This window comes from Streptomyces sp. NPDC034085 (assembly GCF_055575555.1).
This window is the reverse complement of the sequence record NZ_JBVISL010000014.1, coordinates 113,332-130,103: the sequence shown is the minus strand read 5'-3', so window position 1 is coordinate 130,103 and position 16,772 is coordinate 113,332. Positions and strand designations below refer to the sequence as shown.

The following is a 16,772-nucleotide window of genomic DNA, read 5'->3' as shown; positions in this document are numbered from 1 at the left end:
GCGGGCTCCAGCCTTCGAGATTACGCCAAGCAGCGCGCGCCCCTTGCATCCGAGGGGGTCACGCCACCCGAACGCGGAGAGCCGGGCACGTCACCGTGCCCGGCTCCCGCGGCGCCGGGGTGTCGCCCGTACGCCTAGGTGATCTTGATCGGGTTGACCACGTCGGCCACGAGCACCAGCAGGGTGAAGCAGACGAAGACGCCGGCGACCACGTACGCGGCGGGCATCAGCTTCGCCACGTCGAAGGGGCCGGGGTCGGCCCGCCGGAAGACCTTCGCCACGGTGCGGCGCAGGGACTCCCACAGGGCGCCGGCGATGTGGCCGCCGTCCAGGGGCAGCAGGGGCAGCATGTTGAACAGGAACAGCGAGAGGTTGAACATGCCCAGCACGTTGAGCAGGATCGACATCTTCTGCTCGCTCGGCAGGTCCAGGGCGGCGATGTCCCCGCTGATCCGGGCCGCTCCGACGATGCCCATCGGGGAGTCGGGTTCGCGCTCGGCGCCGCCGAAGGCCGCGTTCCACAGGGCGGGGATCTTGGCGGGGAGCTTGAGCAGCCCCTCGACGCTGCTGTCGACGATCTCGCCCACGTGGTCGACGGACTCGCCGAAGGACAGGGCGGCGATCTCGTTCTTCGGGCTGAAGCCGAGCCAGCCTGCGGTCACGTACCGGCCCTTGACGTAGCCGCCGTGGCCGTCGGTCTTGGCGACCTGGTTCGCGATCAGGGTGACCGGCACGTCCAGCTGCCGCCCGTCGCGCACGACGGTGACGGTGGCGGGGCCGACGGTGTCGCGGATGCGCTTCTGCAGGGTGGCCCAGTCGGCGACCTTCCTGCCGTTGAAGGCGACGATCCGGTCGTCCGCCCGCAGGCCGGCCTGCTTCGCCGGGGCGACCGGGTCGCCGTCCTTGCAGATCTCGCGCTTCTCGCTCTGCTGGATGACGCAGGGCGAGACGGTCGCGATCTGGGTGGTGGTCCGGTTGACGCCGAAGGTCATCCAGACGCCGAAGAAGATCGCGAGGGCGAGCACCAGGTTCATGAAGGGGCCCGCGAACATCACGATCACGCGCTTCCAGGGCTTGCGCGTGTAGAACAGGCGCGTCTCGTCGCCGGGCTGGAGCTCCTCGTAGGCCGCCGAGCGGGCGTCCTCGATCATCGACCGGAAGGGCGAGGTGGAGCGGGCGGTGACCTTGCCGTCCTCGCCGGGCGGGAACATCCCGATCATGCGGATGTAGCCGCCCATCGGGATGGCCTTGATCCCGTACTCGGTCTCGCCCCTCTTGCGGGACCAGACGGTCCTGCCGAAGCCGACCATGTACTGGGGCACGCGGATGCCGAAGAGCTTGGCCGTGGAGAGGTGGCCGAGCTCGTGCCAGGCGATGGAGAAGAGCAGTCCGACGACGAAGACGAGTACGCCGATCAGGGTCAGCAGCAGGGTCATGCGCGCGCCTCCACGGCGGCCCGCGCCGCCATCTCCCGTGCCCGGGCCCTGGCCCAGGTCTCCGCTTCCAGGACGTCCGCCACCGTCAGAGAAGTTCCCGACGCGGGGGTTCCGTGCTCGTCGACCACTGCGGAGACGGTATCCATGATTGCCGTGAACGGCATCCGGCCGGCCAGGAAGGCCTCCACGCACTCCTCGTTGGCCGCATTGAACACGGCGGGGGCGGTTCCGCCCAGGGTGCCGACGTGCCGGGCGAGGCCGACCGCGGGGAAGGCCTCGGTGTCCAGCGGGAAGAACTCCCAGGTGGAGGCCTTGGTCCAGTCGAAGGCGCGGGAGGCGTCCGGGACCCGCTGGGGCCAGCCGAGACCGATCGCGATGGGGCCGCGCATGTCCGGCGGGGTGGCCTGGGCGAGGGTGGAACCGTCCGTGAACTCGACCATCGAGTGCACGTAGGACTGGGGGTGGACCACGACCTCGATGCGGTCGAAGGGGATGTCGTAGAGCAGGTGCGCCTCGATGACCTCCAGTCCCTTGTTGACCAGGGTCGCCGAGTTGACGGTGATGACCGGGCCCATGGCCCAGGTGGGGTGCGCCAGGGCGTCCTCGACGGTGACGGAGGCCAGCTCGGCGCGGGTGCGGCCGCGGAAGGGGCCGCCGGACGCGGTGACCACGAGCTTGCGCACGTCGGCGCGGGTGCCGGCGGCGAGGGCCTGGAAGAGGGCCGCGTGCTCGGAGTCCACGGGGATGATCTGGCCGGGCTTCGCGAGGGCCTTGACCAGGGGGCCGCCGACGATCAGCGACTCCTTGTTGGCCAGGGCCAGGGTGCGGCCGGCCCGCAGCGCCGCGAGGGTGGGGGCGAGGCCGATGGAGCCGGTGATGCCGTTCAGGACGGTGTGGCAGTCCGAGGCGGCGAGTTCGGCCGCCGCGTCGGGCCCGGCCAGGATCTCGGGCAGCGGCTCGCCGGCGCCGTACTGCTCGCCCAGCGCCTCCTTCAGGGCCGGTACGGCGTCCTCGCGGGCGACGGCCACGGCCCTGACCCCGAGCCGCCGGGCCTGTTCGGCCAGCAGGGCGACCCGGCCGCCCGCGGCGGACAGCGCGGTCACCCGGAACCGGTCCGGGTTGCGCAGGGCGAGGTCGATGGCCTGGGTGCCGATGGACCCGGTCGACCCGAGGATGACGATGTCCCGGCGGCCGGCCGCGGCGTCGAAGAGGAGGTGCGGGTCGGCGAGGGGGGCTGGACTGTCGCTCATGCCCCCCATTGTTGCCGCAACTCAGGGACGCTTGGACACGGAGTCCCCGTCCGTGACGCGGGCCAGGAGTTCGGGCAGGGTTCCGGCGAAGTCGGGGAGCGCCCGGGCGGCGCGCCACCAGGCCCCGGGGGCGTCCCCGAGGGCGGCGTCGAAGAGCCGGTCGGCCTCGGCGCGGGCGGCGAGTACGGCGGCGGGGCGGTCGTGGCGGTCGGGGTGGCCTATGTCCCCGAGCCACTGGTCCTCGTCGAGCGCCCAGCAGGCGGGGACCTTGTGCCGGACCACGTCGGCGCCGGTCAGCAGGGACCGGTCCAGGCAGTCGCGGACCCAGCGGACGTCCTCGGCGGCCGTCTCCATGGGTACGGCGAGGCTCACCAGCGCCAGCTCGCGCTCCCAGGCGCCGGCCGGCTCGCCCGGGGACGGGTCCGGGGCGAGGTGGCGTACGGCGCGGGCCAGCGCCGGGTCGTGGCGCACGTCGCCGGGCGCGGGCGGAGTGCCCGCGGCCAGGGCCGCCGCCAGGTCGGGCAGGGTGCCGCGGAAGGCGGGGGCGCGGCGCCCCAGTTCGGCCCACAGCCGGGGGTCGTCGCCGAGCGCGGGACGCAGGGCGCGGTGCACGGCCGACTGCATCTCGGCCTGTTCGGGCAGGGTCCAGCGCAGGCCGTGCGTGACGGGCAGGTGCCCGAGCAGCAGGGTCCGGGCCGCGGGGGCCACGTAGGTGACGAGCTCGTCGCAGGTGAGCAGGCCCATCCGGACGGCGCGCACGGCGGGGCGGTACCAGTGGCGCCCGTACGTGTCCCCCGTGCGCGCGTCGAGCAGCGCGCGGCACGCCTGCCGGGGCAGCCCGCCGGCCAGCAGCAGCGCCTCGACCGCGCCGGCCGGCAGCGGGGCGCGGGCGTGGGCGCGCAGCAGCGGCTCGGGGTCCCGGAGGTCGAGCAGGTGCGGCATGCGGAGCAGGGTGAGCGGGACCCGGGGGCGGCGGCCGTGCCGGCGCAGCAGCCGGACCAGCTCCTCGGGGGTCAGGGGGCCGGGGCCGGTCTCGGCGAGCAGCGCGGGCGAGGGCCCCGGCCGGGCGGCGTACCGCGCGGGGCCGGGCAGGCCGGGCAGCGGGCGGCCGACGACGTGCGGGTTGCGGGCGATGTAGTGCCGGTCGGTGTCGGTGCCGTGGCGCAGCAGCAGGGTGACGGCCGCGGCGGGCAGCCACTGGTCCCGGCAGAGGTACATGCGGGTGGGCCCGTCGAGCCGGTCGATCAGGTCGGCCACCACGTGGTGCGGTGCGTGGCGCAGCAGGTGCGCCACGCACCAGGCCAGCCGTCGGCAGGCCCGGTCCTCCTCGGCCGTCGCCATCGTCCTCGTCCGCCTCGCGTTTCGTGCCGGTACCGGTGCTCGCTCGTACGTCCGTACGTCCGCACGCCGTACGGACGTACGGACGTACGCGTACTCCATCCTCGTACATCCGTCCGATCTGCTGCCGATGATGGCAGGTCAGCGCAGGGGGCGGTGCACGTTTTCCCGGGTGGAGGGGCCGGGGGCGGCGTCCGCGATCCACGGGCCGTCGCCCGAGGGGTCGAGCACGCCCTCCTCCAGCCAGGTGTAGGTGCCGCCGAGGACCCCTTCGACGACCTTGCGGTCGAGGTCGTCGGTGTTGGACCACAGGCGTCCGAAGAGCTCTTCGACGCGCAGCCGGGACTGCCGGCAGAAGGCGTCGGCGAGCTGGTAGGCCTCGCGGCCGTGGTCGCCGCTCTCGCGCAGGTGCTCGGCGCGCACGCAGGCCGCGCTCATCGCGAAGAGCTCGGCGCCGATGTCCACGATCCGCCCGAGGAAGCCCTGCTTGGTCTCCATCCGGCCCTGCCAGCGGGACATCGCGTAGAAGGTCGAGCGGGCGAGCTTGCGGGCGCCGCGCTCGACGTAGCGCAGGTGGGTGGCGAGGTCGGGGTGGCCGGCCGGGTGGAACTCCCGGTAGGCGCCGGGCACCTGGCCGGGGCCGGCGGCGAGCTTGGGCAGCCAGCGCGCGTAGAAGCCGGCCGCGCGGGCGCCCGCCTTCGCCTTGTCGCCGAGGTCCTTCTCGGGGTCGATGAGGTCGCCGGCGACCGAGAGGTGGGCGTCGACGGCCTCGCGTGCGATCAGCAGGTGCATGATCTCGGTCGAACCCTCGAAGATCCGGTTGATGCGCAGGTCGCGCAGCAGCTGCTCGGCGGGCACGGCACGCTCGCCGCGCGCGGCCAGGGACTCGGCGGTCTCGAAGCCGCGGCCGCCGCGGATCTGGACCAGCTCGTCGGCCATCAGCCAGGCCATCTCGGAGCCGTAGAGCTTGGCGAGGGCGGCTTCGATGCGGATGTCGTTGCGGTCCTCGTCGGCCATCTGGGAGGCGAGGTCCACCACCGCCTCCAGGGCGAACGTGGTGGCCGCGATGAAGGAGATCTTGGCCCCGACGGCCTCGTGCCGGGCGACGGGACGGCCCCACTGCTCGCGTGCACCGGACCATTCCCGGGCGATCTTCAGGCACCACTTGCCGGCGCCGACGCACATGGCGGGCAGGGACAGCCTGCCGGTGTTGAGGGTGGTCAGCGCGATCTTCAGCCCGGCCCCCTCGGCGCCGATCCGCTGGGCCGCGGGCACCCGGACCCGGTGGAAGCGGGTGACGCCGTTCTCCAGGCCGCGTAGGCCCATGAAGGCGTTGCGGTGCTCGACGGTGATCCCCGGCGAGTCCGCCTCGACGACGAACGCGGTGATCCCGCCGCGGTGGTTCTCGCTCCGGGGGACCCTGGCCATGACCACGAGCAGGTCGGCCACCACCCCGTTGGTGGTCCACAGCTTCACCCCGTCGAGGACGTACGTGTCCTCGTCCTCCGGGTCGGGCACGGCGGTGGTCGCCAGGCGCGCCGGGTCGGAGCCCACGTCGGGCTCGGTGAGCAGGAAGGCGCTGATCGCGGTGGTGGCGCAGCGGGGCAGGTAGGTGTCCTTCTGCTCCTTCGTGCCGAACATCTTCAGCGGCTGCGGCACACCGATCGACTGGTGGGCGGAGAGCAGCGCCCCGATGGCGGGGCTGACGGAACCGACGAGGGCGAGCGCCTTGTTGTAGTACACCTGGGTGAGGCCGAGGCCCCCGTACTCGGTGCCGATCTTCATGCCGAGGGCGCCGAGCTGCTTGAGCCCGCGCACCGTCTCGTCGGGGATCCGCGCCTCGCGCTCGATGCGCGGACCGTCGATCTCGTTCTCGCAGAACTCCCGCAGCCGGGCCAGGAAGGCCTCGCCCCGCCGGACGTCCTCGGCGGCGGGGGCGGGATGGGGATGGATCAGGTCGAGCCGGAAGCGTCCGAGGAAGAGCTCCTTGGCGAAGCTGGGCTTGCGCCAGTCCTGCTCGCGGGCCGCTTCCGCGACCTGGCGCGCCTCGCGCTCGGTCACCTTGGGCTGTACGGGCCGTGTTGCCGACATCCGGGTACTCACCTCGCCGCATCGGGGGGACCTACCGATCGGTGCTACCTGTCAGTCGTACCCCTTCCCGGCGCCCGGGAAAATACGGGCGCCTGCAAAAGGGGGACGGCACAAAAGGGGGACGGCCGGAGCCCCCGCACAGTAGGCTCCGGCCGTCGGTCTGTGACCGTACGAGTCGGTCAGATGTCGAGGCCCGTGAGGACCAGGACGCGCTCGTACGTGTAGTCGTCCATCGCGTAGCGGACGCCCTCGCGGCCCACGCCGGACTGCTTGACACCGCCGTACGGCATCTGGTCGGCCCGGTACGAGGGGGCGTCGCCGATGATCACACCGCCGACCTCGAGCTCGCGGTGGGCGCGGAAGGCGACCTGGACGTCGCGGGTGAAGACGCCGGTCTGCAGGCCGAACTTCGAATCGTTGACGGCGGCGAACGCCTCGTCGGTGTTCTCGACCTTGGTCAGGGTCAGGACCGGGCCGAAGACCTCCTCGGTGGCGAGCTTCACGCCGGCCGGGACGTCCGCGAGGACGGTGGGCTCGACCGTGGCGCCGTCGCGCTTGCCGCCCGTGAGCAGCTTGGCACCGGCGGAGACCGCCTCGTCCACCCAGGACTCGACGCGCTTGGCGGCGTCCTCGGAGACGAGCGGGCCGACGTCGGTGGCGTCGTCGGCGGGGTCGCCGGTGACCTGGGCCCGGACCTTCTCGACGACCTTCTCGAGGAGCCGGTCGTAGACGGAGGCGTCGGCGATCACGCGCTGCACCGAGATGCAGGACTGGCCGGCCTGGTAGTTCGAGAAGGTCGCGATACGGGTCGCGGCCCACTCGAGGTCGGCGTCGGAGGACCAGTCGGCGAGGACGACGGCTGCGGCGTTGCCGCCGAGCTCCAGGGTGCAGTGCTTGTGGGGCACCGACTGCTGGATGGCGTAGCCGACGGTGTCGGAGCCGGTGAAGGAGATGACCGGCAGGCGGTCGTCCTTCACGAGGGCCGGCATCTTGTCGTTGGCGACGGGCAGCACGGACCAGGAGCCGGCCGGCAGGTCGGTCTCGGCGAGGAGCTCGCCGAGGATGAGGCCGGACAGCGGGGTGGCCGGGGCCGGCTTCAGGATGATCGGCGCGCCGACGGCGATGGCGGGGGCCACCTTGTGGGCGCACAGGTTCAGCGGGAAGTTGAACGGCGCGATGCCGAGGACCGGGCCCTTGACGAAGCGGCGGGTCAGGGCCAGGCGGCCGACGCCGCCGGCGTCGGTGTCGAGGCGCTGGGCCTCTCCGCCGTTGAAGCGGCGGGCCTCTTCGGCGGCGAAACGGAACACGGACACCGCACGGCCGACCTCACCGCGCGCCCACTTGACCGGCTTGCCGTTCTCGGCGGAGATCAGCTGGGCGATCTCCTCGGTGCGCTCGGCGAGCCGCTTGGACACGTGGTCCAGGGCGGCGGCCCGCACGTGGGCGGGGGTCGCGGAGAACTCCGCCGTCACGGCGTACGCCGCGGCCACGGCCTCTTCGACCTGGGCGTCGGTGGGCACGCTGACGGTGCCGACCAGCCGTCCGTCCCACGGGTTGTGGACGTCGAAGCTGTCCTCGCCGGTGGCCTGGCGGCCGGCGAGCCAGAAGGCGTGGGTGGAAGTCATGCGAATCCCGGCCCTTCGGTGTGTGCTGGGGGCACCTCCCAGCGGTAGCTGGGGGCGGGTCGTTGTCTCCACCACGGTAGGACTCCGCCGGGCCTTCGGTGTTTATCCGGCATGGAGCACCTCCCGCCGCCCCTGCGCCGCTTTGGCACTGTGCCTTTCCCGACGCGCCCCTCGCACGGCTCGGCCGCGCGCGGCCGTCCCGGCTCCCCGCCGCCGCGCCGGCCTCGGTCCGACGGCCTGCCGGCTGGGCGCCGGATGCCTGGCCGGGGTCGGGGCCGTCCGCGGATGGCGTACCGCTACGGGCAGCCATGCGCCCCTCGCGCCGGGCGGCCGCCCGCGGCCGGGCCGGTCGAGCGGCGCGTCGGGAAGGGGAGCGGCGCGTCAGGAGGCGGCCGGGCTGGCCTTCAGGGCGAGCCACAGTTCCATGCGGACGTCCGGGTCGTCGAGGGAGCGGCCGAGGATCTCCTCCACCCGCTTCATGCGGTAGCGCAGGGTGTGGCGGTGTACGCCGAGGTCGGCTGCGGCCGCGTCCCACTGGCCGTGGCGGGAGAGCCACGCCTGGAGGGAGGCCACCAGGTCGCCCCGGCCCGTCGCGTCGTGCTCCCGCAGGGCCCGCAGCGTGCCGTCCGCGAAGGCGCGTACCGCGTCGTCGGCGAGCAGCGGCAGCACCGATCCCGCCGCGAGGTCCTCGTGCTCGACCAGCGCCCGCCCCCGGCGCCGGGCCACGGCGAGGGTCTGGTCGGCCTGCTTGAAGGCGGCCGCGACCCCCGCCGGGCCGGCCGGCGCCGACAGGCCGACCACCAGCTCGTCGGGCTCCGGCCCCACCGTCTCCCGACCGCGCCGGGACTCCAGGGCCTCCGCGTGGTCCGCGCACGCCTGTACCGCCGCGCCCCCGTCGGCGGCCAGCACCACCAGCCGGCCGGGCTCCGGGACCACCAGCAGCGCCTCCCCGGCCCGGGCCGCCGCCGACTCCACCGCGTCGGCCAGCAGCGCCAGCCCCTCCGGCTGGGCCGTCCCCGGCAGCGCCGGCTCCGCGACGATGATGCGGAACGGTGCCTCCAGCAGGGCCCCGTACAGGTCTCCGGCCACGGCCCGCGCGTGCTCCGGCTCCCCTTCCAGCAGCATCCGCAGCACGGCCGCCCCCAGCCGGGACTCCGCGTCGTGCAGGGACCGGGAGCGCTCGGTGGTCAGGGTCAGCAGCGCGACGGCGGAGTGCACCGCGTACCGCTCGGCGGTGCCCAGCGGGGCCCCCGTCCCCACGGCGAGCGCGCCCCGGGCCCGCCGGCCGGTGCCGAGGGACTGGAGCTCGACCCGGTCCTCGGCGCCGCCCACCACCGCGCTCGCCGGCGCCGGCCGCTCCCGCAGCCGCTCCACGTCGGGGGTGAGCCGGGCGGCCCGGCGGGCGGCCCAGTCGGGGGCGGCCGCGACGACGGCGCCCGAGGTGTCGTACAGCGCGGCCCAGCCGTGCACGTGGGCCGCCAGCTTCGCCAGCAGCTCACCGGGGCCGTCGGAGGAGAGCGCGGCCCGGGTCAGCTCCCGCTGCGCCTCGAACCCGGCGGTCACGGCCCGGTACTGGTCGGCGGCCAGCGCGGCGGAGACGGCCTTGCTGATGGCGAGGAACGGGGTGCGCCGGGGCACCTCCAGCAGCGGCAGGTCCTCCTCGCGGGCGGCCTGGAGCAGCGCCTCGGGGACGGCCTCGTAGTTGACCCCGACGGCGAAGCCGATGCCGACGACGCCGGCGGCGGCGAGGCGGCGGACGTAGCGCCGCATCTCCTCGGGGTCGTCGGCGTCCAGCTTCATCGCGGTGACGAGCAGCAGCTCGCCGCCCTCCATGTACGGCACGGGGTCGGCGAGCTCGCTGACGTGCGCCCAGCGCACGGGGGTGTCGAGACGGCTCTCCCCGGCCCGGACGGTGAGCTTCAGCGCCGAGTGCTGGACGAGCGAGGCGAGGGTGAGCGGCATCGGGTTCCAGACGGGGAGGGAGGGGAGGGGGCCGGGCGGTTTTCGCCACGGCGTATGAACGGCCCTTTTCGATTCTGCCACCCCGTACGGGTCCTCTCAGCCGCTGCTCACCCGGTGCCCGAGAGCCGCAGCAGCAGCGGAGCGGCTCGTTCCCCCCGCACGGAGGTGAGCGAGAGCACCGCGCACCCGGGCGGCACGGCGTGCGCGAGCTCGGACGCGGACCAGCGTTCGCGCTCCACCTGGCGGACGGTGACCGCGTCGGTGGTCACGGCCTTGCCGGTCACCAGCTTGCGGAAGGCGTGGACGGCCCGGGTCAGCGGCTGGTCGGCGAAGACCGTCCGGTGGGTGACGTCCCGGGTCTCGACCCACTCGGTGCCCCAGGCCTCGGCGAAGCGCTGCCCGTCCCAGGTGGTGACCCCCGAGAAGGCCATCCGGCAGCCGACCGCACCGAGCAGCGGAGTCCGCAGCCCTTCCGGTACGTCGTCCAGGGTGCGCAGGGTCAGCAGGACCCCGGCGTTCGCCGAGCGCAGCCGCTGCACCCCCCGGACGGTCTCCGGGGTCAGGGTGTGCGAGGCGTCGTCGAGGGCGAGGAAGGCGAACAGCGAGCGGTCGGCGCGGGCGGCGGCGGAGGCGTTGAACTGGGCGAGGAGGAGCCGGGCCAGCATCCGGGAGGCGTCGGCGTGCCCGCGTTCGGGGAGGTCGACGCGGACCCGGACCGGGTGTTCGAGGGCGCGCAGCGAGAAGGGCCGCCCCCGCCGCTCGGAGCCGGGGCCGGCGGCGGCGCCGAAGGCCCCGGTGGCGGAGGCCCCGACGTCGAAGAACGCGGCGAAGGCCGGCCGGTCGAGCAGGGCGGCCCGGTCGGCGAGGGCCGGGCCGGGGTCCCCGGGGGCCCCCTGCTGGCGCAGCCGCGCGTCGAGCTCGCGGAGCATGGCCTGGCGCCCGGTGCCCTCCAGGGCCTGGCGGAGCGCGGTGAGGGCGGAGGGCACCCCGTCGAGCAGCTCGCGCAGTTCGGGGACGGCGGGGAAGCGGCCGTACGCCTCGCGGAAGGGGCCGATCAGCTGGGCGAGTGCGGTCGCGGCGCGGCGTACGTCGATGCCGGGGACGTCTCCGACGAAGGCCTCGGCGAGCAGGCCGGCGGCTTCGTCGGGGTCGGCGGTGCCGCCGTAGAGGTCGAGGTCGTGGACGGAGGCGGGGTCGCCGATGCGCACCACGATGTCGTAGGCGCCGTCGGGGCCCAGCCGGGAGCCGGCCGCGCCGACGGCGACGACGGCGGCCTGCCCGGCCAGCGCCTGGAGCGCGAGCGATTCGACGACGGGCCGCACCAGGCGGGCGGTCTTGCCGGTGCCGGACGGGCCGACGGCCAGCAGGGAGGTGCCGAGCACCCCGGGGTCGAGGGCGAGCCCGGTGCCGCGGCGGGCGCGGGGGTTGCGCTCGCCGTCCTCGACGGTGCCGAGCAGCACCTGGCGGGCCAGCAGGTCGTGGCGGGCGGCGCGCACCGGCAGGTCGCGGTCGCCCGAGGGGTGGACGCAGGCGGCGGCGCCCTTGTCCCTCACGGCGGCGTCGAAGGCCCGCAGCCGGGCGGGATCGGCCCGGACGGAGTCCCAGGCCCGCCGGATCCGCGCATAGTCGACATCGTTCATCCGCCCGGCCCCGGCCTCTCCGGCGAGCCGAGCGGCCACCTCCCCCAGCCCGGCGTCCCGAAGTTCGGGCCATCCGGCCGGGTCGGCGCCGGCGGGCGCCGGCGCGGGGACGGTCCGGGTGCCGCCGTCGGGGACGGGCTTGCGGGCCAGCCGGGCGAAGAGGACAGGGGCCGGCGCCAGGGCCACCCCGTACACGAGGTAGGTGACGAGCTGCTGTGTTCCCCGGCTCATCTGCGCCAGGGGCAGGTGGCCGCCGAGCAGGTCGATGAGCGGCACGGTCCGGGTCCAGATGATCACCGCCACGAACAGGGCCACCGCCGCCGCGCCCGCCAACCGGGCACGGGGACCCCGGGCGGCGACGAGCCGTTCGAAGGCCGTGCCCCAGGAGCCGAGGCGGCTGAACCACCACACCAGCGCCCCGGTGACGAGCAGCATGTACGCCTGGAGGGCGGCGACGCCCGGCCCGTCCTTGGGCGCCCCGCCCAGTTCCCACCAGTCGTGCGGGGTGAGGAGCTTGACTGGCAGGTCGGTGTACGGGATGTAGTTGTCGGTGATCAGGGACCACAGCAGGACGCAGGCCAGGAAGGAGATGACCGCGCCGCTCAGCAGCGACCGGTCGGTGGCGGGATCCTCCTCGCCCCCGGCGCGCGGGACGTGCCCGAAGCGCCAGACGCCCGGTTCGGCCTGCGGGCGCGGGGTGCGCAGCCAGTCCGTGAAGGGGGCGCCGGAGGCCGGTGCATGCTGTGGTTTCGGCGGGGCCCCGAGGGGTGGCGGGGGGCCCGCCGGCCGGGGGACGTGACCCCGGCGGGTCGACTGTCCGTCGTGCGTGCCCTCGGTGTCCATGTACCCCTGCCCCCTGCCCGTTCCCAACGCGCCGCGGCGCTCAATCTAGTGCCCGGTCAGGCCGTTCGGGCCGCACCCCGCGGTGATCGCCGGGACGGTGCCGGATCCTTCCTATGGCCGCCGCGGACAAGGACACGCGGGTACCACTCCCGAACGGAGCATGCTTTCCCCCCGCCGCCGGGCCTAGCCTGCGGACAAAGACACAAGTGCGTCCGAAAACACCCCCCAGGAGCCCTCTATGACCGCTGTCCCGCAGGAGCGCCGCATCGTCACCGCGATCCCCGGCCCCAAGTCGCAGGAGCTGCAGGCCCGCCGCCTCGAGACGGTGGCCGGCGGCGTGGGCTCCGTGCTCCCCGTCTTCACGGCGCGCGCGGGCGGCGGCATCATCGAGGACGTCGACGGCAACCGTCTGATCGACTTCGGCTCCGGCATCGCCGTGACCTCGGTCGGCGCCTCCGCCGAGGCCGTCGTGCGCCGCGCCTCCGCGCAGCTCGCCGACTTCACCCACACCTGCTTCATGGTCACCCCCTACGAGGGCTACGTCGAGGTCTGCGAGGCGCTCGCCGAGCTGACCCCGGGTGACCACGCCAAGAAGTCGGCCCTGTTCAACTCGGGCGCCGAGGCCGTCGAGAACGCCGTCAAGATCGCCCGTTCGTACACCAAGCGCCAGGCCGTCGTCGTCTTCGACCACGGCTACCACGGCCGTACGAACCTGACGATGGCGCTGACCGCGAAGAACATGCCGTACAAGCAGGGCTTCGGCCCGTTCGCCCCCGAGGTCTACCGCGTCCCGGTCGCCTACGGCTACCGCTGGCCCACCGGCGCCGAGAACTGCGGCCCCGAGGCCGCCGCCCAGGCGATCGACAACATCGTCAAGCAGATCGGCGCCGAGAACGTCGCCGCGATCATCATCGAGCCGGTGCTCGGCGAGGGCGGCTTCATCGAGCCGGCCAAGGGCTTCCTCCCGGCGATCGTGAAGTTCGCCAACGACAACGGCATCGTCTTCGTCGCCGACGAGATCCAGTCCGGCTTCTGCCGCACCGGCCAGTGGTTCGCGTGCGAGGACGAGGGCATCGTCCCGGACCTGATCACCACCGCCAAGGGCATCGCGGGCGGTCTGCCCCTCGCCGCCGTGACCGGCCGCGCCGAGATCATGGACGCCGCCCACGCGGGCGGCCTGGGCGGCACCTACGGCGGCAACCCGGTGGCGTGCGCCGGTGCGCTCGGCTCCATCGAGACCATGAAGGAGCTCGACCTCAACGCCGCGGCGAAGAAGATCGAGTCCGTCATGAAGACCCGCCTGACGGCCATGCAGGAGAAGTACGAGATCATCGGCGACATCCGCGGCCGCGGCGCCATGATCGCGATCGAGCTCGTCAAGGACCCGGTCTCCAAGACCCCGTTCCCGGAGGCGGCCGGCGCGCTGGCCAAGGCCTGCCACGCCGAGGGCCTGCTCGTCCTCACCTGCGGCACCTACGGCAACGTGCTCCGCTTCCTCCCGCCGATCGTCATCGGCGAGGACCTCCTGAACGAGGGCCTGGACATCATCGAGGCGGCCTTCGCGGGCATCTGACCGAACGTCCAGTTCGAAGGACTGGAACGCACGGACGCAGCGCGCGCCTCGTACCACCGGTAACGGGCGGGCGCTGTGAAGAAGCTGTGGGGGGCCGATGGCGGGAGCGCGTTCCCGCTGTCGGTCCCCCTTTCGCTGGCGTACGGTTTCTGCAGATGAGTGAGACAGACCGTTCCCGGGAGACCGGGGGCGATACCGGTACCGGGCTTCCCCAGCGCCGTACTGGTCATGCGTTCGCGCACGCTCCTCTCAGATCGGACGGCCGTCCGCCCCAAACCCCCCGGGGCGTACGGCAACCCGGTCCGGGCGGCCGTCCCGGAACCATCCCCCCTGTTCCGGGACGGCCGGCCATCCTCCCCGCGGCCCTGTTCCTGTGCGCCGCCCTCTTCGCCTTGATCACCTGGCAGGTCCTGGTGTCGGGCCCGCTCCTGGCCACCGACCACGCGGTCAGCCGCGCCCTGGTGCGCACCGTCCCCGACGCCGTCACCGAGCGCCTCGCGGACCTCGGCAACGTCCCGGTCGCCGTGCCCGTCCTCGTGCTGGCCATGGCGTACGCCGTCCGGCGCGGCCGGCGCCTCGCGGCGCTCGCGGCCGGCCTGGCGATGGCCGTCGTCCCGGCGCTGATCGTCCCCCTCAAGGCGTGGACCGCCCGCCCGGGCCCGCTGGAGCCCTGGGCGGCCGGCTACTACCCCTCGGGGCACACGGCGACGGCCCTGACCGCGTACGTGGGCGCGGCCCTGCTCCTCTCGCCGTACACCCGCCGGGCGTGGCCGATGGCCGCCGCCCTCACGCTGTCGGCGGCGACGGCAGCCGGCCTGGTGCTGCGCGGGTTCCACTGGCCCCTGGACGTGCTGGCCAGCGTCCTGCTGTGCGTGCCGCTCCTGCTGGGGGTCCGCCGGGCGGTCGGGGGCCGGAGCGGGAGCTGAGGCTCCGGCCGGCCCCCGACCGGGTCACGGCGTGCCGTCCCGCTCCGCCAGCGCCCGCTCCGCGGCGGCCTCGTGCAGCGCGAGCTCCAGCGCCGCCGGGTCGGTGAGCGTCCCGCGCCCGTCCGGGACCACCAGCCAGCGGACCCCGCCCGCCGCCCGGCCGGGGTACGGGACCACGACCCAGCTCCCGCGCCCGGCGCCCCGTACGCCCGTGCCGATCCAGCGGGCCGCCGTGCCCGGGGGCACGAAGAAGCCCACGCGGCCGCCGCCGGAGTGGGCGAGCACCGGGCCGGGCGGGCCGGCCAGCAGGTGGAGGACGCCGAGGGCGCCCCGCCCCAGCTCCCCCGGCACGATCAGCACGTCCCAGTCCCGGCCGGCGGGCAGCAGCGCGACCCCGAGGGGGCTGCGCTCCCACTCCCACCGGCAGGCGTCCGGGTCCGGCGCCGTCGAAACCAGCCATTCCACTGCGGTCCTCGCCCCCGGGAGGGTCATCGCCCGGCCTCCGTTCGTCTCGTCGCGGTGAGGGTTCTCACCGGGAGAGAGCGGGGCCGGGCGGTGTTATGACGCGGGTTGCGGGCCCCCGTGGGGGTGAAGCGGCTCGCGGGGTGGGCGCCGGGTGCGCGCCGGGGCGTACGGCCGCTCCGGGCGTGCGGGCCTCAGCTGTCGAAACCCAGCCCGAGCCGGTCCAGCGTCCTGAGCCACAGGTTGCGGTGGCCGCCCCGGGCGTCGGCGCGGGCCAGCGACCACTTGGTGAGGGCGATCCCGGTCCAGGCGAAGGGCTCGGGCGGGAACGGCATGGGCTTGGACCGCACCATCTCCAGCCGGGTGCGCTCGGTGGACAGGCCGTCCAGCAGGTCCAGCATCACCTCGGCGCCGAAGCGGGTGGCGCCCACGCCCAGCCCGGTGTACCCGGCGGCGTAGGCGACCTTCCCGGAGTGCGCGGTGCCGAAGAAGGCCGAGAAGCGGGAGCAGGTGTCGATCGCCCCGCCCCAGGCGTGGCTGAAGCCCACCCCCTCCAGCTGCGGGAAGGCCGTGAAGAAGTGCTCGGCGAGCTTCAGGTAGGTCTCGGGGCGGTGGTCGTACTCCGAGTCGAGCTTCCCGCGGTAGGGGTAGACCGCGTCGTAGCCGCCCCACAGGATCCGGTTGTCCCGGGTGATCCGGAAGTAGTGGAACTGGTTGGCGCTGTCGCCCAGCCCCTGGCGGTTCTTCCAGCCGACCGAGGCCAGCTGCTCCTCGTCCAGGGGCTCGGTCATCAGGGCGTAGTCGTAGACCGGGACGGTGAAGGGGCGGATCCGCTTCACCAGGGACGGGAAGATGTTGGTGCCCAGGGCGACCCGGCGGGCGAGGATCGTGCCGTAGGGGGTCTCCACCGTCATCCCGGCGCCGGCCTGCGCCAGCTTCAGGCCGCGCGTGTTCTCGTAGATCCGCACGCCCTGCTCCAGGCAGGCCCGCTTGAGGCCCCAGGCCAGTTTCGCCGGGTTGAGCATGGCGACGCCCTCGCGGTCCCACAGGCCCGCGAGGAAGGTGGGCGAGTTCACCTCCGCGCGCAGCGCCTCGCCCTCCAGCCACGCGGAACCGTCCCCGAGGCCGAGCCGCTTCGCCTCCTCGTACAGTTCCCGCAGCTCCTCGACCTGGTGCGGCTCGGTGGCCACGTCGATCTCGCCGGTGCGCTCGAAGTCGCAGTCGATGCCGTAGCGGGCGACGGCCTCCTCGATGGCGTCGAGGTTGCGGGCGCCCATCTCCTCCAGCTTCGCCAGCTCGCCGGGCCAGCGGGCGAGGCCGTTGGAGAGGCCGTGGGTGAGGGAGGCCGCGCAGAACCCGCCGTTGCGGCCGGAGGCGGCCCAGCCCGCCTCCTTGCTCTCGATCAGTACGACGTCCCTGCCCGGGTCGCGCTCCTTGGCGAGCAGCGCCGTCCACAGGCCGCTGTAGCCGCCGCCGACGACCAGCAGGTCGCAGCGCTCGTCGGAGGTGAGGGCCGGCTGCGGAGCGGGGCGGCCGGGGTCGTCCAGCCAGTACGAGACCGGCTTCGCTTCGGAAAGGGATTTCGCAACACTACGCATGGCGACTGGGGCCATGGCTTCCAACTCC

The 16,772-nt window shown here is 74.2% G+C and carries 11 protein-coding genes; 2 read left to right on the top strand and 9 right to left on the bottom strand.

Features of this window, described 5'->3' with window-relative positions; genetic code table 11:
* Nucleotides 1-134: 134 nt before the first annotated feature.
* From ACZ501_RS32550 to ACZ501_RS32520, 7 genes are all read right to left on the bottom strand, one after another.
* Entirely contained in the window at nucleotides 135-1,436 is a 1,302-nt protein-coding gene (locus tag ACZ501_RS32550; RefSeq protein ID WP_361597880.1) for a M50 family metallopeptidase, read from the bottom strand.
* The gene (dxr, locus tag ACZ501_RS32545; protein ID WP_361597883.1) at nucleotides 1,433-2,695 is read right to left on the bottom strand and encodes a 1-deoxy-D-xylulose-5-phosphate reductoisomerase; all 1,263 of its coding nucleotides are present in this window, start codon (nucleotides 2,693-2,695) and stop codon (nucleotides 1,433-1,435) included. The genes ACZ501_RS32550 and dxr overlap by 4 nt, the downstream gene beginning before the upstream one ends.
* A 12-nt stretch (nucleotides 2,696-2,707) precedes the next feature.
* Entirely contained in the window at nucleotides 2,708-4,027 is a 1,320-nt protein-coding gene (locus tag ACZ501_RS32540; protein ID WP_468800212.1) for a hypothetical protein, read from the bottom strand.
* 138 nt (nucleotides 4,028-4,165) lie between these two features.
* On the bottom strand, nucleotides 4,166-6,115 hold the full coding sequence (locus ACZ501_RS32535) for an acyl-CoA dehydrogenase family protein (protein WP_468800210.1): 1,950 nt from the start codon (nucleotides 6,113-6,115) through the stop codon (nucleotides 4,166-4,168).
* A gap of 179 nt (nucleotides 6,116-6,294) precedes the next feature.
* A complete protein-coding gene (locus ACZ501_RS32530; protein ID WP_361597892.1) occupies nucleotides 6,295-7,740 on the bottom strand; it encodes an aldehyde dehydrogenase family protein in 1,446 nt (481 codons plus the stop codon).
* A gap of 381 nt (nucleotides 7,741-8,121) precedes the next feature.
* Complete coding sequence (locus ACZ501_RS32525; protein ID WP_361597895.1) at nucleotides 8,122-9,702, bottom strand: PucR family transcriptional regulator; 1,581 nt, start codon at nucleotides 9,700-9,702, stop codon at nucleotides 8,122-8,124.
* Nucleotides 9,703-9,809: 107 nt separating this feature from the next.
* Nucleotides 9,810-12,185, bottom strand: a complete 2,376-nt coding sequence (locus ACZ501_RS32520) for an ATP/GTP-binding protein (protein WP_468800208.1) — start codon at nucleotides 12,183-12,185, stop codon at nucleotides 9,810-9,812.
* Between the two features lie 238 nt (nucleotides 12,186-12,423).
* On the opposite strand from ACZ501_RS32520, the gene gabT reads away from it, so the two are divergent.
* Together gabT and ACZ501_RS32510 are read left to right on the top strand one after the other, a co-directional pair.
* Entirely contained in the window at nucleotides 12,424-13,758 is a 1,335-nt protein-coding gene (gabT, locus tag ACZ501_RS32515) for a 4-aminobutyrate--2-oxoglutarate transaminase (protein WP_361597901.1), read from the top strand.
* A gap of 155 nt (nucleotides 13,759-13,913) precedes the next feature.
* A complete protein-coding gene (locus ACZ501_RS32510) occupies nucleotides 13,914-14,684 on the top strand; it encodes a phosphatase PAP2 family protein (protein WP_468800206.1) in 771 nt (256 codons plus the stop codon).
* Nucleotides 14,685-14,708: 24 nt separating this feature from the next.
* On the opposite strand, the gene ACZ501_RS32505 is transcribed toward ACZ501_RS32510, so the two are convergent.
* Both ACZ501_RS32505 and ACZ501_RS32500 read right to left on the bottom strand, forming a co-directional pair.
* Nucleotides 14,709-15,176 (bottom strand): hypothetical protein, encoded by a 468-nt coding sequence (locus ACZ501_RS32505; RefSeq protein ID WP_468800204.1) that lies wholly within the window; start codon nucleotides 15,174-15,176, stop codon nucleotides 14,709-14,711.
* 164 nt (nucleotides 15,177-15,340) lie between these two features.
* Complete coding sequence (locus ACZ501_RS32500; protein WP_361597910.1) at nucleotides 15,341-16,759, bottom strand: NAD(P)/FAD-dependent oxidoreductase; 1,419 nt, start codon at nucleotides 16,757-16,759, stop codon at nucleotides 15,341-15,343.
* Nucleotides 16,760-16,772 lie beyond the last annotated feature (13 nt).

Bases quoted from the DNA above. Each gene is read 5' to 3' on its own strand.
- ACZ501_RS32530 (WP_361597892.1), bottom strand. From the start codon at position 7,740: ATGACTTCCACCCACGCCTTCTGGCTCGCCGGCCGCCAGGCCACCGGC.
- ACZ501_RS32510 (WP_468800206.1), top strand. From the start codon at position 13,914: ATGAGTGAGACAGACCGTTCCCGGGAGACCGGGGGCGATACCGGTACC.
- ACZ501_RS32520 (WP_468800208.1), bottom strand. From the start codon at position 12,185: ATGGACACCGAGGGCACGCACGACGGACAGTCGACCCGCCGGGGTCAC.
- ACZ501_RS32540 (WP_468800212.1), bottom strand. From the start codon at position 4,027: ATGGCGACGGCCGAGGAGGACCGGGCCTGCCGACGGCTGGCCTGGTGC.
- dxr (WP_361597883.1), bottom strand. From the start codon at position 2,695: ATGGGGGGCATGAGCGACAGTCCAGCCCCCCTCGCCGACCCGCACCTC.
- ACZ501_RS32500 (WP_361597910.1), bottom strand. From the start codon at position 16,759: ATGGCCCCAGTCGCCATGCGTAGTGTTGCGAAATCCCTTTCCGAAGCG.
- ACZ501_RS32550 (WP_361597880.1), bottom strand. From the start codon at position 1,436: ATGACCCTGCTGCTGACCCTGATCGGCGTACTCGTCTTCGTCGTCGGA.
- ACZ501_RS32505 (WP_468800204.1), bottom strand. From the start codon at position 15,176: ATGACCCTCCCGGGGGCGAGGACCGCAGTGGAATGGCTGGTTTCGACG.
- ACZ501_RS32535 (WP_468800210.1), bottom strand. From the start codon at position 6,115: ATGTCGGCAACACGGCCCGTACAGCCCAAGGTGACCGAGCGCGAGGCG.
- ACZ501_RS32525 (WP_361597895.1), bottom strand. From the start codon at position 9,702: ATGCCGCTCACCCTCGCCTCGCTCGTCCAGCACTCGGCGCTGAAGCTC.
- gabT (WP_361597901.1), top strand. From the start codon at position 12,424: ATGACCGCTGTCCCGCAGGAGCGCCGCATCGTCACCGCGATCCCCGGC.